This window comes from Actinoplanes sp. L3-i22 (genome assembly GCF_019704555.1).
GTDB lineage: Bacteria > Actinomycetota > Actinomycetes > Mycobacteriales > Micromonosporaceae > Actinoplanes.
This window is the reverse complement of record NZ_AP024745.1, coordinates 473494-488173: the sequence shown is the minus strand read 5'-3', so window position 1 is coordinate 488173 and position 14680 is coordinate 473494. Positions and strand designations below refer to the sequence as shown.

15 protein-coding genes are annotated in these 14680 nt (G+C 71.8%); 7 read left to right on the top strand and 8 right to left on the bottom strand.

Annotation, left to right across the window (positions count from 1 at the left end):
• Positions 1-25 precede the first annotated feature (25 nt).
• Together L3i22_RS02235 and L3i22_RS02230 are read left to right on the top strand one after the other, a co-directional pair.
• Complete coding sequence (locus tag L3i22_RS02235) at positions 26-679, top strand: heme oxygenase (biliverdin-producing) (RefSeq protein WP_221325341.1); 654 nt, start codon at positions 26-28, stop codon at positions 677-679.
• A gap of 515 nt (positions 680-1194) precedes the next feature.
• Complete coding sequence (locus tag L3i22_RS02230; protein ID WP_221325340.1) at positions 1195-2310, top strand: serine/threonine-protein kinase; 1116 nt, start codon at positions 1195-1197, stop codon at positions 2308-2310.
• Positions 2311-2319: 9 nt separating this feature from the next.
• Here L3i22_RS02230 and L3i22_RS02225 read toward each other — a convergent pair whose 3' ends face one another.
• The gene (locus L3i22_RS02225; protein ID WP_221325339.1) at positions 2320-3588 is read right to left on the bottom strand and encodes a glycosyltransferase; all 1269 of its coding nucleotides are present in this window, start codon (positions 3586-3588) and stop codon (positions 2320-2322) included.
• Positions 3589-3606: 18 nt separating this feature from the next.
• Here L3i22_RS02225 and L3i22_RS02220 point away from each other — a divergent pair, with 18 nt between their 5' ends.
• Positions 3607-4092, top strand: coding sequence for a MarR family winged helix-turn-helix transcriptional regulator (locus L3i22_RS02220; protein WP_221325338.1), 486 nt, complete (start codon positions 3607-3609; stop codon positions 4090-4092).
• A gap of 27 nt (positions 4093-4119) precedes the next feature.
• Here L3i22_RS02220 and L3i22_RS02215 read toward each other — a convergent pair whose 3' ends face one another.
• From L3i22_RS02215 to L3i22_RS02195, 5 genes are all read right to left on the bottom strand, one after another.
• Positions 4120-5064, bottom strand: a complete 945-nt coding sequence (locus L3i22_RS02215) for an intradiol ring-cleavage dioxygenase (protein ID WP_221325337.1) — start codon at positions 5062-5064, stop codon at positions 4120-4122.
• 76 nt (positions 5065-5140) lie between these two features.
• The gene (locus tag L3i22_RS02210) at positions 5141-6205 is read right to left on the bottom strand and encodes an ABC transporter ATP-binding protein (RefSeq protein ID WP_221325336.1); all 1065 of its coding nucleotides are present in this window, start codon (positions 6203-6205) and stop codon (positions 5141-5143) included.
• On the bottom strand, positions 6202-7026 hold the full coding sequence (locus tag L3i22_RS02205) for an ABC transporter permease (RefSeq protein WP_221325335.1): 825 nt from the start codon (positions 7024-7026) through the stop codon (positions 6202-6204). The genes L3i22_RS02210 and L3i22_RS02205 overlap by 4 nt, the downstream gene beginning before the upstream one ends.
• Positions 7023-7817: a molybdate ABC transporter substrate-binding protein gene (gene modA, locus L3i22_RS02200; RefSeq protein ID WP_255657894.1), complete on the bottom strand. Its 795-nt coding sequence runs from the start codon at positions 7815-7817 to the stop codon at positions 7023-7025. The genes L3i22_RS02205 and modA overlap by 4 nt, the downstream gene beginning before the upstream one ends.
• Entirely contained in the window at positions 7814-8221 is a 408-nt protein-coding gene (locus L3i22_RS02195) for a molybdopterin-binding protein (protein ID WP_221325334.1), read from the bottom strand. The genes modA and L3i22_RS02195 overlap by 4 nt, the downstream gene beginning before the upstream one ends.
• Before the next feature lie 169 nt (positions 8222-8390).
• On the opposite strand from L3i22_RS02195, the gene L3i22_RS02190 reads away from it, so the two are divergent.
• From L3i22_RS02190 to L3i22_RS02180, 3 genes are read left to right on the top strand one after another with little or no spacing between them, the layout of a single operon-like run.
• Positions 8391-9563 carry a molybdopterin molybdotransferase MoeA gene (locus L3i22_RS02190; RefSeq protein ID WP_255658640.1) on the top strand — a complete coding sequence of 391 codons (1173 nt, stop codon included), beginning with the start codon at positions 8391-8393 and terminating at the stop codon, positions 9561-9563.
• Positions 9564-9617: 54 nt separating this feature from the next.
• Complete coding sequence (locus L3i22_RS02185) at positions 9618-9902, top strand: DUF2218 domain-containing protein (protein ID WP_221325332.1); 285 nt, start codon at positions 9618-9620, stop codon at positions 9900-9902.
• Between the two features lie 52 nt (positions 9903-9954).
• Positions 9955-11592, top strand: coding sequence for a rhamnogalacturonan lyase B N-terminal domain-containing protein (locus tag L3i22_RS02180; RefSeq protein WP_221325331.1), 1638 nt, complete (start codon positions 9955-9957; stop codon positions 11590-11592).
• 57 nt (positions 11593-11649) lie between these two features.
• Here the strand turns inward: L3i22_RS02180 and L3i22_RS02175 are convergent, their stop codons facing one another.
• Both L3i22_RS02175 and L3i22_RS02170 read right to left on the bottom strand, forming a co-directional pair.
• A complete protein-coding gene (locus tag L3i22_RS02175) occupies positions 11650-11850 on the bottom strand; it encodes a DUF397 domain-containing protein (protein WP_221325330.1) in 201 nt (66 codons plus the stop codon).
• A gap of 134 nt (positions 11851-11984) precedes the next feature.
• The gene (locus L3i22_RS02170; RefSeq protein WP_221325329.1) at positions 11985-13094 is read right to left on the bottom strand and encodes a Gfo/Idh/MocA family protein; all 1110 of its coding nucleotides are present in this window, start codon (positions 13092-13094) and stop codon (positions 11985-11987) included.
• A gap of 125 nt (positions 13095-13219) precedes the next feature.
• Between L3i22_RS02170 and L3i22_RS02165 the strand changes: the two genes are divergently transcribed.
• Positions 13220-14659, top strand: a complete 1440-nt coding sequence (locus L3i22_RS02165; RefSeq protein WP_255657893.1) for an MFS transporter — start codon at positions 13220-13222, stop codon at positions 14657-14659.
• The last annotated feature ends 21 nt before the right edge of the window (positions 14660-14680 follow it).

Here is a 14680-nt window from a genome sequence, read left to right as displayed (position 1 = left end):
ACCACCAGGAAGGACGAGCCGACAGATGACCGGATTCGCCGCACGTATCCGCAAGGCCACCATGTCCGAGCACCGGGACGCCGAGACCCGCAGCTTCATCGCCCGGCTGATGGGTGGCACCGTCCCGATCGCCGGGTTCGCCGCGCTCACCGCGCAGTACCTGATCGTCTACCGGGAGTTGGAGGCCGCGGCGCTCGCCATGCGCGACAACCCGGTCGCGGGGGACTTCGCCGACCCGGCCCTGTCCCGGGTCGCCGCGCTGGAGTCCGATCTGGCCCACCTGTACGGCCCGAACTGGGAAGCGCACGTCGAGCCGGTCGAGGCCACCCGGCGGTACGCGGAGCGGCTGCGCGAGTTCTGCTACACCTCGCCGGGGCACTTCGTGGCGCACCACTATGTGCGCTATCTGGGCGATCTGTCCGGTGGTCAGCTGGTCGGCCGCAAGGTCGCCGCGACGTACCACCTCGGCTCGCTGGGGACGGCTTTCTACCGGTTCGACCAGATTGTCGATCCGAAGGCGTACAAGACCGTCTACCGCGCCCGGCTGGACGCGCTCGATCTGCCCGACGCCGAGCTGGACACCCTGGTCGCCGAGTCGCAGCTGGCGTTCACCCTGAACGCGGCGGTGTTCCAGGAGCTGGGCACGACGTACCCGGAAGATCTGGTCGCCGCGGCCTGACCCCGGCCGTCGCCGGCCGCGCCCGAGCGGCCGGCGACCGTCCAGGTCGGCGGGATGCGCCGGACATCGAGGACGACCTCGACGCCGGCGCGTGATCCCTCGTTCGGAACCCGGAACCCGTGGGCGACCGTTGACTACTCGCGCGTCGTGCTGGTGGTCGCGCGGACCGGCACGGCCCTGAACCGCCTCCAGCGCTCCGGAGATCCGCACCAACCTCGCTGCGGTGGTGCGCCGGCCAGGACCACGGGCTCGCCGGCGGGCCGGGCGCCTCCCGATACTGATGGTCGATGGCTGTTCGATGGAGATCTCGGCCACTCCCCCGGGCGCACGGTATCGGGAAGCCAACCCGCAGGCCGGCACAAAAGGGATGCACGGCCGCGGCGACCGGGGCTGATACGGGTCGGACCGTAAAATACCGTCGGGAACGCGACTTTCGCCCGGTGCGGCGGGTTTCCATTCATCTGCGAGCATGTGTGTGCCTCTTGCTGATCAACAACCGAAGGGATTGCGGATCAATGCGGCCACTCCTGCCCGGTGAACCGCTCCGCGTCGGCCGGTACGAGATCGAATCGGCCCTCGGCAGCGGCGGAATGGGCACCGTCTACCTCGGACGCTCGCCCGGCGGTCGCCCCGCCGCGATCAAGGTGATCAGCCCCGACTACCTGGAGCACCGCGAGGCGGTGGCCCGGTTCCGTCGCGAGGTGACCATGGTCGGGACCGTGCGCAGCGCGTACACCGCCGCCCTGATCGACTGCAAGCTGGACGCGCCGCCGTACTGGATGGCGACCGAGTACATCCCCGGCCCGACCCTGTCCGCGGCGGTCCGGACCGAGGGCCCGATGCCGCCGAGCACCTGCGCCGAGGTGATGGCGGCGGTGGCCGAGGGCCTGAGCGACATCCACCGGCACGGGATCTGTCACCGCGACCTCAAGCCGCAGAACGTGATCCTCTCGGCGACCGGGCCGCAGCTGATCGACTTCGGTCTGGCGCGCTCGGCCGGGGCGAGCGGGTTCACCCTGACCGGGGTGTCGATGGGGACGCCCGGCTACATCGCGCCGGAGATGGTGGACGGCGACGACCTCACACCCGCCGCGGACGTGTTCGCGCTCGGCGTGACGATGGCGCACGCGGCGACCGGGCGACGGCCGTACGGCGAAGGCTCTTTTCAATCGATCTATGTCCGGCTGGTCCAGGAGCAGATCGACCTGGACGGCGTCGATCCGGCGCTGGCCGCGGTGATCCGCGCCTGCACCGCGGCGAACCCGGCGGCCCGGCCCACGCCGGACGAGATCATCCAGCTGTGCCGCCGGCTGCGCAGCGCGGACGGCGACACGCCGACCCGGATGCTCACCAACCTGTCGCCGGCCACCCCGGCCGGGCAGCCGCGGTTCGCCGGATCGGCACGGCCGCCGGCCTTCGCGGACGCGGCGAGCATGAACGGCGGGCCGTCGCGGTACGCCGGGTCGGCGCGGCCGGTGTCCACCCCGCCGGGCCCGTTGCCGAGCCGGCCCGGGCCGCGGGACAGCCGACACACCAGGCCGGCCCGGCCGCTGATGATCCTCGGCCTCGCCGCGGCCGCGGTCCTGGTCCTCGCCTGCGGCGGCGCGTCCGTGCTCCAGCTGTTCCGCTGACCGCGCGGCTCACGCCGTACCCGCAAGAATTTGCTCTGCCGCGTTGGCCGGGCCGTCGGTCGCGTCGTAGAGCCGGCGAATCGCCTGCGCCGCGCGCCGATAGGCGGAATCGGTCAGCAGGTCGCCGGCCAGCTCCGTCAGGCGCGGTGTGCCGGCCTGCCGGGGCGCTACCCAGCGGGCAGCGCCCCGGCGTTCCAGCAGGGTGACGTTGAGGTCCTGCTCGAGCTGCAACGGGATGCCGAGCAGGGGGACACCGGCGGCCATCGCGGTCTGCACACTGCCCTGACCGCCGGCGGTGATCGCCAGATCGACCCGGGGCATCACCAGATGACTGGGCAGGACGCCGGCGACCAGGACCCGGTCGTCGCACAGATCGGCCAGGTCGTGGACGGTTCCGGCGACCAGGATCCGGGCCCGGAGCGGCCGCAGCGCCCGGACGACCGCCCGGATCAGGGCCGGTGGGCTGGACGTGATCGCGACGTAGACGATCGGGCCCGGACCGTCCAGGAACGCGGCGACCTCGGCCGGCAGCGGGATCGGCAGATGCGCGAAGAGCGGGCCGGTCACCCGCAGCCGGGTCGACGAGCGGTAGCCGCGCCCGGGTCGCCACGCCTCGATCTCCGCCCCGGAGACGCCCAGCACCTCGGGCACCTCGGTGACCAGGGTGAGGTCGCCGAGGACCAGCGCCGCGGTGCTCGGAATCCCGGGAACGCCCAGCTCACGCGCGATCCGGTTGAATCCACCACAGTAGAACCTGACCCGCGGCGGCATCCGGTTGGACAACCAGGCCGACCGGATGCCGAGGAACGGTTTCGACGGCGCGGGAAGCAGGCCCCGCTCGAACATCGGCGGGACCCAGCTCGCCGAGTGCTCGCCGACCAGACGGATCCCGGCGACCCGGGTGGAGAGCGTGGTGGTCAGCGAGAAGCCGGTGACCGCGGTCGTCACGCCGTGCGCGCGGAAGTAACCGGCCTCGGCGAGCACGTAGGCCCGGAGCTCGTCGTCGCTGTACGCGCTCTGCCACACCGGGCCGCTGCTGGGCTGCTCCCGCAGGAACCGCGCGCAGCGGGACGCGTCCATCCGCGGGCCGATCAGGTCGTAGTCGATGCCGGCCGCCTGCAACGCCGACTCGTAGGTGCCGCCGTAGGTGGCGACGCGCGGGACGATCCCGCGATCCCCCAGCGCCCGGTGGATCTCGATGATCCGGGAGGTCTCCGACAGGTACGCACAGTGCGGCAGCAGGCAGACACCCGAGTTCGGCAATATATTGCGAACCATGTGTGTAATATATTGCCGATGCCCCCGCCTGAACAGACCCTCTTCGATCTGGGCCCGGATTCGCAGCTCACGCCCCCGGTCCGGGCGTTCCGGCTCGCTCTGCTCCTCGGCCAGCGCCTGCGCTACCTGATGGACGACCGGCTTCGTGCCGACGGCCTGACCACGCAGCAGGCCGCGCTGCTCACCGCGGTCCGCGCGCTCGGCACGCCGGCGCTCACCGAGGCCGCCGCCGCGATGGGCACCACCCATCAGAACGCGGCGCAGCTGGTCGCGGCACTGGAGCGCAAGGGCATGTTGCGGATCGAGCCGGATCCGGCCGACAAACGCCGCCGGCGCCTGGTCCCGACCGAGGCCGGCGCCCGTTACTGGGCGGAGCGCGACACCGGCGACGAGGCCGCGGTCGCCGAGTGGTTCGCCGCGCTGACGCCGGCCGAACTGGCGACCTGGTCGGCGCTCAGTCAGCGGATCCTCGCGGGGTCCAGCTCGGGGCTCCCCCTTCCCTGAGCTGGACGTCCTGCGCCGAACCGGGTGCTACACGGTCGGGCTGGGTGAGGCGGTCGGCGGCGGGCCGCTGGGCGGGGGACCGCTCGGGCCGCCGGGACCACCGGGGCCGCCCGGGCCACCGGGACCACCGGGCACCTCGACCGCGGTCGGGTCGACGGTGATCTGGAGCAGCGCGACGTAGCCGAACCGCGGGTCGCCCACCACCGTGGCCATCTCCCGGGCCGCGAGGTCGTCGCCGAACACCATGTCGGAGACGAGCGTGATGCGCTCCATGTTCGTGACGCTCTGCTCGTAACCGGGCGCCTCGGCGTAGACCCGGTCGGCGATCTCCTCCGGGAACGCGATCTGCGACGTCTTGCGGATCGGCCCGGCGCCCCCGGTCGCGTCGGTCAGCGACGAGTAGACCTCGAAGTGGATGTGCGGCCAGCGGCCGGTGTAGCAGGCCGGGAAGACGCTGGTGAAGCTCACCCGGCCGAACCGGTCGGTGACCTGGATGCCGCGCAGGTAGTTCTCCTCGGTCACCCCCGAGGAGTAGAGCGAGTAGCGCCCCTCCCGGTCGCAGTGCCAGACGTAGACCGCGGCGCCGGCCAGCGGCTTGCAGTCCAGATCCTGGACCAGCAGGCTGAAGTAGAGCGGCACCCCGCCGGCCTTGGTGGTGGACGCGCCGAACGAGCGCCGGATGTCGCTGCGGACCACGCCGGACACGGTCCGCACGTCGATGCCGTTCGAGCCGTCGGCGGGGAACGGGCCGGCCGTCTCCGACTCGACCTCCTCGGCGCAGCTGATCGTCGCCGCCTCGGCCTCGGCGTCCCCGCCGAGCAGCACGGCGCCGCCGGCGACCGCGATCGCCCCGGTGCCGCCGAGCACGGCGAGCATCCGGCGCCGGGACATCGTGCCCAGGTCGAAGGTGAGGCCCTTGTCGTGCACCTCGCGGACGTACGCGTCGTTGTCAGGATCAGGTGTCGGTGTCATGGGCGCAGCGAAACATTGAACTCTATGAATGAGCTGTGGTTGATCTCCAGGAAGTCATACCGGATCGGTCATAGCGTCACGTGGCGGGATATGCCCGGGTCTCGCTGGCTTTGACGGCCGCCCACAGCTCACGCCCCGGGGCCAGGTCGAGGTGCGCCGCGGCGGCCGGGGTGATGTCGGCGGCGACCACGATCGGGCCGTCCAGCCGGACCCGCAGGTTGTCGCCGTGCCGCTGGATGTCGGTCAGGGTCGCCGGCCAGGTGTTGCGCGGGCTGCCGTCCGGTCGCTGCGGGTGCAACGCGACGGCCGCCGGGGGGAAGGCGACGAACGCGTCGCCCGCCACGCTGTCGGTCGCGGTCAGGACAAAACCATTTTCCAGCCGTACGGCGTGACCGTCGGCCTGCCCGCGGAACAGGTTGAGGCCGACCAACTGGGCGACATAGTCGGTCCGCGGCCGGGCGGTGATCGTCGCCGCGTCGCCCTCCTGGACCACCCGTCCGCCCTCGATGATGATCAACCGGTCGGCGAGCACCAGCGCGTCCAGCGGATCGTGCGTGACCAGCAGCGTCGCGCCCGGGTGCGCGGACAGGTGCCGGTGCAGCTCGGCCCGGGTCTCCAGCCGGGTGCGCGCGTCAAGCGCGGCCAGTGGCTCGTCGAGCAGCAACAGCACCGGGTCGACGGCGAGTGCCCGGGCCAGCGCGACCCGCTGCGCCTGGCCGCCGGAGAGGCTCCGCGGCTTGCGGCGGCCGAGGTCGGCCAGCCCGACCCGGTCCAGCCAGCGGTCCGCGGTGGCGTGCGCGGCCCGCCGGTCGGCGCCCTGCCGGCGCGGCCCGAACGCCACGTTGTCCCGCGCGCTGAGGTGCGGGAACAGCAGGTAGTCCTGGAACACCACGCCGACCCGGCGATGCTCGGGCGGGGTGGTCGACAGGTCCGCCCCGGCCACGGTCAGGTGCCCGGCGGAGAGCGGGGTGAGCCCGGCCAGCGCGCGCAGGGCGGTGGTCTTGCCGGCCCCGTTCGGCCCGAGCAGGGCGACCGTCTCGCCCCGGCCGATCGACAGCTCGACATCCAGCAGGAAGTCGCCGCGCCGCACCACCAGACGGGCGTCGAGCAGCGGCTCCAGCTGATGATCGGAAGCGGTCATGGCGCGGTCAGCCAGCGGTCGCGGAGGGCGGCCAGGATGGTCACCGACACGGCCAGCAGGAGCAGGCTCAGCACCACCGCTCCGTCCAGGTCGCCGCTCTCCATGGTCTGGTAGACCGCGAGCGGCATGGTCTGCGTGATCCCCGGATAGTTCCCGGCGAACGTGATCGTCGCCCCGAACTCGCCCAGCGCCCGCGCCCAGCAGAGCACCCCACCGGCCGCGATCCCAGGCGCCACCAGCGGCAACGTCACGTGCGTGAAGGTGGTCCAGCGGGTCGCCCCGAGGGTGGCGGCGGCCTCCTCGAACCGGGTGTCGGCGCCCCGCAGCGCGCCCTCGACCGAGATCACCAGGAACGGCATCGCCACGAACGCCTCGGCGATCACCACGCCGGTGGTGGTGAACGGCAGCGTCACCCCGAACGTCGAGTCCAGCCAGCTGCCGAGCAGGCCACGCCGGCCCAGGGCGAGCAGCAGGGCGATGCCGCCGACCACCGGGGGCAGCACCAGCGGCACGGTGATCAGCGCCCGGACCAGGCGCCGGCCCGGAAAGTCGACCCGGGCCAGCAGCCAGGCCAGCGGAACGCCGAGGAACAGGCAGAGCAGGGTGGCCAGGCTCGCGGTGAGCAGCGAGAGCTTCAGCGCCTCGCGCACCTCCGGCTCGGCGAGCCGCTGCGGCAATGTCGCCCACGGGGTCCGCCAGAGGAGCCCGGCCAGCGGCAGGACCAGGAAGATCAGCCCGCCGATCGCGGGCACGAGCAGGGCCACCGGGACCCGGGCGGCGGTGCCCGACCGTCGCGGCACCACCGCCGGGGCCGTCGTCACGGTGCCTGGAACCCCGCTGCGGTCAGCACGGTCTTGCCGTCGGCCGACAGCACGTAGTCGACGAACGCCTGACCGCCGGCCGGGTTGGCGGCGTTCTTCAGCACCACGATCGGGTAGTCGTTGATCGCCTTGGCCGACTCGGGGAACTCGACCGCGTCCACGTCGGCGGTGGAGACCTGGGCGTCGGTGCGGTAGACCAGCGCCGCGTCCACCTCGCCCAGCTTGACCTTGGACAGCGCCGCCTTCACGTCCTGCTCCAGGGTGACCGGGGTGAGCTTGACCCCGGAGGCCTCCAGCGCGGTCTTGGCCGCGGCGCCGCAGGGCACGGCGTCGGCGCAGAGCGCCACCTTGAGGCCCGGCTTGGTCAGGTCGGCGAGCCCGGCGATCTTCTTCGGGTTGCCCTTCGCCACCGCGATCACCAGCTGGTTCTTGACGAACGTGGTGGCCGCGCCGGCGCCGTTGCCGGCCTCGGTGACGGTGGTCATGGTCTTCGGCGACGCCGAGGCGAACACGTCGGCCGGGGCGCCCTGGTTGATCTGGGTGGCCAGCGCCGAGCTGCCGGCGAAGTTGAACTTCACCGTGGTGCCCTGGTGCGCCGCCTCGAACTGCTTGCCGAGCGTGGTGAACGACTCGGTCAGCGACGCCGCCGCGAACACGGTCACCGTGCCGGTGACGGCGCTCGAGCTGCTGCCGCCGGCCGCCGGCGTGCCGGACGACGTGTCGTCACCGCAACCGGCCAGGCCGAACGCCAGCACGGTCGCGAGACCTGCCGCCGCGAACTTGAGTTTCAACTGGTCCTCCCCAAAGTGGCCCGCTCCACCACGACGGTGGTCGATTTGATCACAGCCACCGCCACCGAGCCGACCTGCAGGTCCAGCTCGTCGACGGCCTCCCGACTCATCAGCGACACCACCCGGAACGGACCGGCCTGAATGTCCACCTGAGCCATGACGGTGTCCTTGACCACCGCGGTCACGATCCCGCGCAGCCGGTTACGGGCCGAGGAGCTGTCCGAGCGATCGTCCGGATCGGCGGCCTGGGCACGGACGAAACCGGCCAGCTCCACCCCGTCGATCACCCGGTGCCCGTGCTCGTCACGGGACGCGGCGAGCCGGCCCGCGTCGACCCAGCGGCGCACCGTGTCCGGGCTGACCCCGAGCAACCCGGCCGCCTCGCCGATCTGGAACACCGTCATGCCACTCACCCTAATCATTCGCAGTTGCCAGCCAACATGTCGTTACTCACGCGCAGATTCAGGCCATCATGACGAGACGTGATCGCAGCTGCGGCTCCGCACCGCCCGCCGCGGCCGGCGTCGCCCCGGTGGCACATCATCGACAGGACACCATGCCGCCGTGACCGAGATGGAGCAGGCCACCATGACCGCACCGGCGCGCCGGCCGCACGGCCCCGGAATGCCGTGGGTGCGGGCCCAGGCCACCGCCCGCGACCTGGCCGGCCCGCTCCCCGCCGAGCGAACCACACCGGACGCCGCGATCGGCCGGATTCTGGCCGCGCCGCTGCGGGCCGCGGTCGCGGTGCCGGCGTTCGACACCGCGGCGATGGACGGGTACGCGGTCCGCGGCCCCGGCCCGTGGCAGGTCACCGGCCGTCTGCTGGCCGGCCCCGGCGAGCCCGCGACGATGCGGCCCGGCACCGCGACGGAGATCGGCACGGGCGCGGTCGTGCCGGCCGGCGCGGCGGCGATCCTGCCGTACGAGCACTGCACCCGCGCCGGCGACCGGGTGACCGGCGAGATCCGGGGTCCGCACATCCGCCGGGCCGGTGAGGACCTCAACCCGGGCGACCTGCTGGTCGACGCGGGCCGCCCGGTCACCGCGGCCACGGCGGCCGCGGCCGTCCAGGCCGGCGTCGAGGAGCTGTGCACCCATCGGCCGCCGGCGGTCGCGCTGTTCGTGACCGGCGACGAGGTGATCACCAGCGGACAGCCCGGCCCGGGTCAGGTGCGGGACAGCTTCACCGGGCTGGTCACCGCGGTCACCGCCCGGGCCGGCGGCCGGCTCGCCGGGAGCACCCGCCTGCCGGATCGGCCGGAGGCGCTGGTCACCGCGCTGGAGTCGGCCGACGCCGAGGTGATCGCGGTGAGCGGCTCGTCGTCCGCCGGGGCCGCCGATCACCTGCACGATGTCCTGGCCGAGTTGGGCGCGACGTGGCACGTGCGCGGGGTGGCGTGCCGGCCGGGACATCCACAGGGGCTGGCCGAGCTGCCGGACGGCCGCTGGGTGGTCAGCCTGCCCGGCAATCCCTATGCCGGGCTGGTCGCGGCGCTGACGCTGCTCGAGCCGCTGCTGTCGGCCCTGGCCGGGCGGGCGCCGGCACCACTGGCGAGCGGGCCGGTGACCGGGGCGACCCAGCTCTATGCCGACGGCGTACGCCTGGTGCCGGTGAGCGGAACCAGCATCGTGCCCGGCGCTCGCGCCGGCAGCCTGCACACCGCGGCGGCCGCGGATTTTCTCGCCGCCCTCCCCGCGACCTGGCGCTCCGGCGACCCCGCCCCGCTGCTCAGAATCCCCTGAGAGTGCGGGCCACACCGGTACCGTTCTGAGTATCGGCGATATATCGTCGACACTATGACTGAGACCGCTACCGCCAGCGTCACGACCGACAACGCGCCCCGCTACGCCAAGCAGCTCGCCTCCCACCTGGGGCGACGCAGCGAGATCAAGGAGGTCGGCGCGGACACCGTCATCGTGCTCACCGTCGGCGAGTGCCGCCTGCACAGCACCCCCGAGGCTCTCGAACTGACCGCGACCGCGGCGAGCGCCGGCGACCTGCAGACCGTGACCGGGGTGGTCGGCTCGCACCTGGAGCGCTTCGGCCAGCGCAACGAGCTCGCCGTGACCTGGGTGTTCTGAAAAAGATCCAGAGCCGGGGCAACCTTTCCGGCCGGATGATCCACCACTACGCATGACCCCCAACTCGCACCGTCCCCCGACCTCACGGAAGCGACGCAAGGCCCTGGCCGGCGGCATCGCCTCGGTCGCGGTGCTGGCCGGCATCGGCCTGCTCGGCGGCCAGCCCTGGGCGAACGCCGCGTCCAGCATCACGTTCGACACCGGGACCGGCGTCTCCTTCGTGGTCAACACCACGAACGGCAACATGACGTCGCTGAAGCACAACGGCACCGAGCTGACCGCGTCCGGCCAGGCGGCCGGGCAGTTCGAGTCCGGCTGGTCGTCGGCGACGGTCACCGGCCAGACGTTCAACAGCGGCAGCTCGATCCTGGTCAGCGCCACGAACTCGTCGATCGGCGTGACGCAGTACTACTTCGCGCGCAAGAACGACAACACGATCTACATGGCCACGAACATCACCAAGGCGCTGAACCCCGGTGAGGCCCGGTTCATCACCCGGCTGAAGAGCTCGCTGCTGACCACGTCCCCGGTGGCCGCGAAGACCGCCGGCACCACGACGACGGTCGAGGGCTCGGACGTGTTCGCGTTCGCCGGCGGGCAGACCGCGTCGAAGTTCTTCAGCTCGCAGCGGCTGATCACGCAGCAGCCGTTCGGGGCGAGCGGAAGCGGGCACGGGGCGTACCTGATCCCGGGCAACAACGACATGACCTCGGGCGGCCCGTTCTTCCGGGACATCGAGGTCAACGACACCGGGACCGCGGTCAACATCACGCACTACATGTTCAGCGGGCACCAGCAGACCGAGGCGCTGCGGCTGGGGCTGCACGGGCCGTACGCGCTGGCCCTCACCGACGGGGCGGCGCCGACCCTGCACAGCATGGACTTCCTCAGCTCGTACATCCCGGACCTGCTCTCGAACGCCCAGCGCGGCGGCGTGAGCGGCACCGCGAGCGGCAGCTTCAACGGCCTGGGCGCGACCGTCGGCCTGGCCGGCCCGAACGGCCAGTACTGGGGCCAGGTGAAGGCCGGCCAGTTCGTGATCGGGCACGTCAAGCCGGGCACGTACACCGCCACGCTGTACGCCGGTGAGCTCGCCGTCGGCAGCACCAAGACGATCACCGTGGCCGCCGGCGCGACCACCGCGCTCGCGCTGACCGGCAGCGTCCCGGCCGCCGGCACGCTGTTCCAGCTCGGCACGTTCGACGGCACCCCGGCCGGCTTCCTGAACGCCGACAAGATCGAGACGGAGCACCCGTCGGACACCCGGATGTCGGCGTGGACGGCGAGCGGCTACAGCGTCGCGTCCGGCGCGGCGAAGTTCCCGATGGCCGAGTTCAAGTCGGTCAACTCGCCGATGGCGCTGAGCTTCACCCTCGCCTCGGTGCCGGCCGGCGGCGCCAAGCTGCGCATCGCCACCACGTCCAGCTTCGCCGGCGGCCGTCCCGCGGTCACCATCGGCAGCTACTCGTCGCCGTCCTCGGCCTCGCCGGCACCGGCCAACCTGGACTCCCGGAACGTCACCCGGGGTACGTGGCGGGGGATCAACACCACCTACACGTTCACGATCCCGGCGAGCGCGCTGAAGACCGGCACCAACACGCTGTCGATCTCGACGATCAGCGGCAGCAGCGGCACGACGTTCCTGAGCCCGAACTTCATCTTCGACGGCCTGGCCCTCGACCCGGCCTAGGATTCCGAGTTCTCCGGCGCGCTGCCCTTTCCTGGCGGGATGGGCAGCGCGCCGGCCTCAGACGTCGAACTCGCCGTCCTGGACGCCGCCGGTGAACGCGTCCCACTCCCCCTTGGTGAAGAAGAGCGTCGTCACCGGGTCCCGCGAGCTCCGCATCGCCGCGCCGCCGTCGGGCAGCCGCGCGATCTCCACGTAGCCGTCCTCGCTGTCTCCGGCCCGCACCCAGACCGCTGCCGCCAAGTCGAACCTGTCACTCATGGCGAAGACGTTAGGCCCCGCCGCCCCGCCGCCGGATGCCCGGCCAGCAGCGACGCGTCGACCCGGGTGGAGAGCTGCCGGTGCGCCACCCGATTCGGCTCCTCCCGCTCGCGGACCGCGAGCGCCGGCCGGGTTCAGCGCGCGGATCGTGCCGTTCCCGATCCCGGACCGGCCCGACCTGCTATTTCGCTCAGTACCTCGGCGGCGCGGATCGCGTCGGTCAGGGTGGCGCCGTGCGGGACGCCCTCGACGATCGAGCGGAGGAACAGCGCCGCCTCGATCACCTTCAGGTCGTCGAAGCTCATCGCGTTGGCCGGCCCCGGCTGGAACGCGCCGAACTCCCCGTCACCCGGGCCGGCGAAGACCGGGCGACCGTCCACGAGCAACTCCCCCATCCGGCGGAAGTCCCAGCTCAGCATCCCCGAGGTCCCGTGGATCTCGAAGCCGTAGTGGTTCTGCTCGCCGGTCGCGACCCGGCTCGCCTCCACGGTCACCCGGGCGTCGCCGACCCGCAGCAGCGCCGCGAACCAGTCCTCGTTCTCCACCTCGCGCAGCGGCCCGGCGCCGCGCTCGTGCCCGGTGGTCGCGCCGCTCGGGGCCGGCCGGCGCGGGAGGAAGATCGCGGTGTCTGCGGCGACCACCGCGTCGATCTCGCCGAGCAGGTGCCGGACCAGGTCGACGGCGTGCGAGCCGAGGTCGCCGAGCACCCCGTTGCCGCCGCGGGCCCGCTGGAACCGCCAGGTCAGGGCACCGTCGGGGGCGGACGCGTAGTCGCTGAGGAACGCGAACCGGGCGTGCGTGATTGCGCCGATCCCGCCGTACCGAAGAATCGCCCTGGCTTTTTGCACCGCCGGCGCATGCCGGTAGTTGAAGCCGACCGCGATCCGGCCGTCGCCGGCCACGGCCCGGGCATCGTCGGCGCTCAGCCCGACCGGTTTCTCGATCCAGAGGTGCCGGCCGGTCGCCGCGAACGCCGCACCGATCTCGCGGTGCAGGAAGTTCGGCGCGGTGATGCTGACCGCGCCGATCCGCGGGTCGTCGAGCAGCGCCCGCCAGTCGGTGGTCGCGGCGGCGAACCCGAACCGCGCGGCGGCCCGGGCCGCCCGGTCCGGCACGTCGTCGGCGACCGCGATCAGCTTCGGGACGGGCAGGTCCGGATAGTGCTGCGGCAGCCGCAGGTAGGCCTGGGTGTGCACCCGGCCCATCCAGCCGAGCCCGATCACCGCGATCCCGATCTGATCCATGCCTGTGCATGCTAAACGCGACTCTGGGTAAAGCGTGCGTTACATCACGGCATTTTGGAGGTGCGTCCATGGCCCAGAGCCTCGGATCTCCTGCCCCGGCCTCCGATTCGGGAATTATCCGGAGCTTGATCCCCGCGCGTATCGACCGGCTCAGCTGGTCGCCGTTCCACACCCGCATGATCCTGGCGCTGGGCACCGCATGGGTGCTCGACGGCCTGGAGATCACCATCGCCAGCGCGATCGGCCCGGTGCTCAAGGAGCAGGAGACCCTGCATCTGAGCAGCACGGCGGTCGGCGCGATCGCGACCGTCTACCTGCTCGGCGAGGTGTTCGGCGCGCTGTTCTTCGGCCGGCTCTCCGACAAGCTGGGCCGCAAGAACCTGTTCGTCGTCACCCTCGGCGTCTACCTGGCCGGCAACGCGCTCACCGCGCTGACCTGGGGCAACAGTGCCGTGGCGCTCACCTTCCTGTACCTGACGAGATTCATCGCCGGAGCCGGTATCGGCGGCGAATACGCCGCGATCAACTCCGCGATCGACGAGATGATGCCGGCCAAGTACCGCGGCCGGGTCGACATCGGCGTGAACGGCACCTACTGGGGCGGCGCGATCCTCGGCACGCTCGGTACCTTCGTGCTGCTCAACCACATGAGCCTGAACGTGGGCTGGCGGATCGGCTTCCTGATCGGCCCGGTGATCGGCGCCTGCATCTGGAACCTGCGGCGGCACCTGCCGGAGAGTCCACGATGGCTGATCATGCACGGCCGGGAGGCCGAGGCCGAGGCGAACATCCGGCAGATCGAGCAGGCCGTGGAGTCGTCCGGGCAGACGCTCGCCCCGGTCGACGAGTCCAAGGCGATCGAGATCCGGCCGACTCGATCGCACGGCTACCTGTCGTTGCTGCGGGTGCTCTTCAAGGAGCTGCCCCGGCGGTCGGTCCTCGGCGCCACCCTGATGATCACGCAGTCGTTCCTGTACAACGCGATCTTCTTCACCTACACGCTGGTGCTGACGAACTTCTACGGGGTCGACGAGAAGAGCGCACCGCTCTATCTGATCGCGTTCGCGGCCGGGAACCTGATCGGGCCGCTGACCATCGGCCATCTCTTCGACGTGATCGGCCGGCGCAAGATGATCGCGGGCACGTACCTGCTCTCCGCGGTGCTGCTGGCGATCAGCGCGGTGCTGTTCAACGCCGGGGTGCTGAACGCGATCACCCAGACCATCGCCTGGTGCATCATCTTCTTCTTCGCGTCGGCGGGGGCCAGCTCGGCCTACCTGACGGTGAGCGAGATCTTCCCGCTGGAGATCCGGGCCCAGGCCATCGCGGTGTTCTTCGCGATCGCGCAGTGCTTCGGGGCGATCGGGCCGGTCTTCTACGGCTGGCTGATCGGCGAGGGCGAGGACCCGGGCAAGCTGTTCATCGGCTATCTGATCGGCGCCGTGGTGATGGCGATCGGCGGGGTGGTCGAGATCTTCCTGGGCGTCGACGCCGAGGGCAAGTCCCTGGAAGACGTCGCGACGCCGCTCTCCGCGGTCACCACCAGGCCGCGTGCCACCGGGTGATCTTTTCAAGAAAAATCAAGG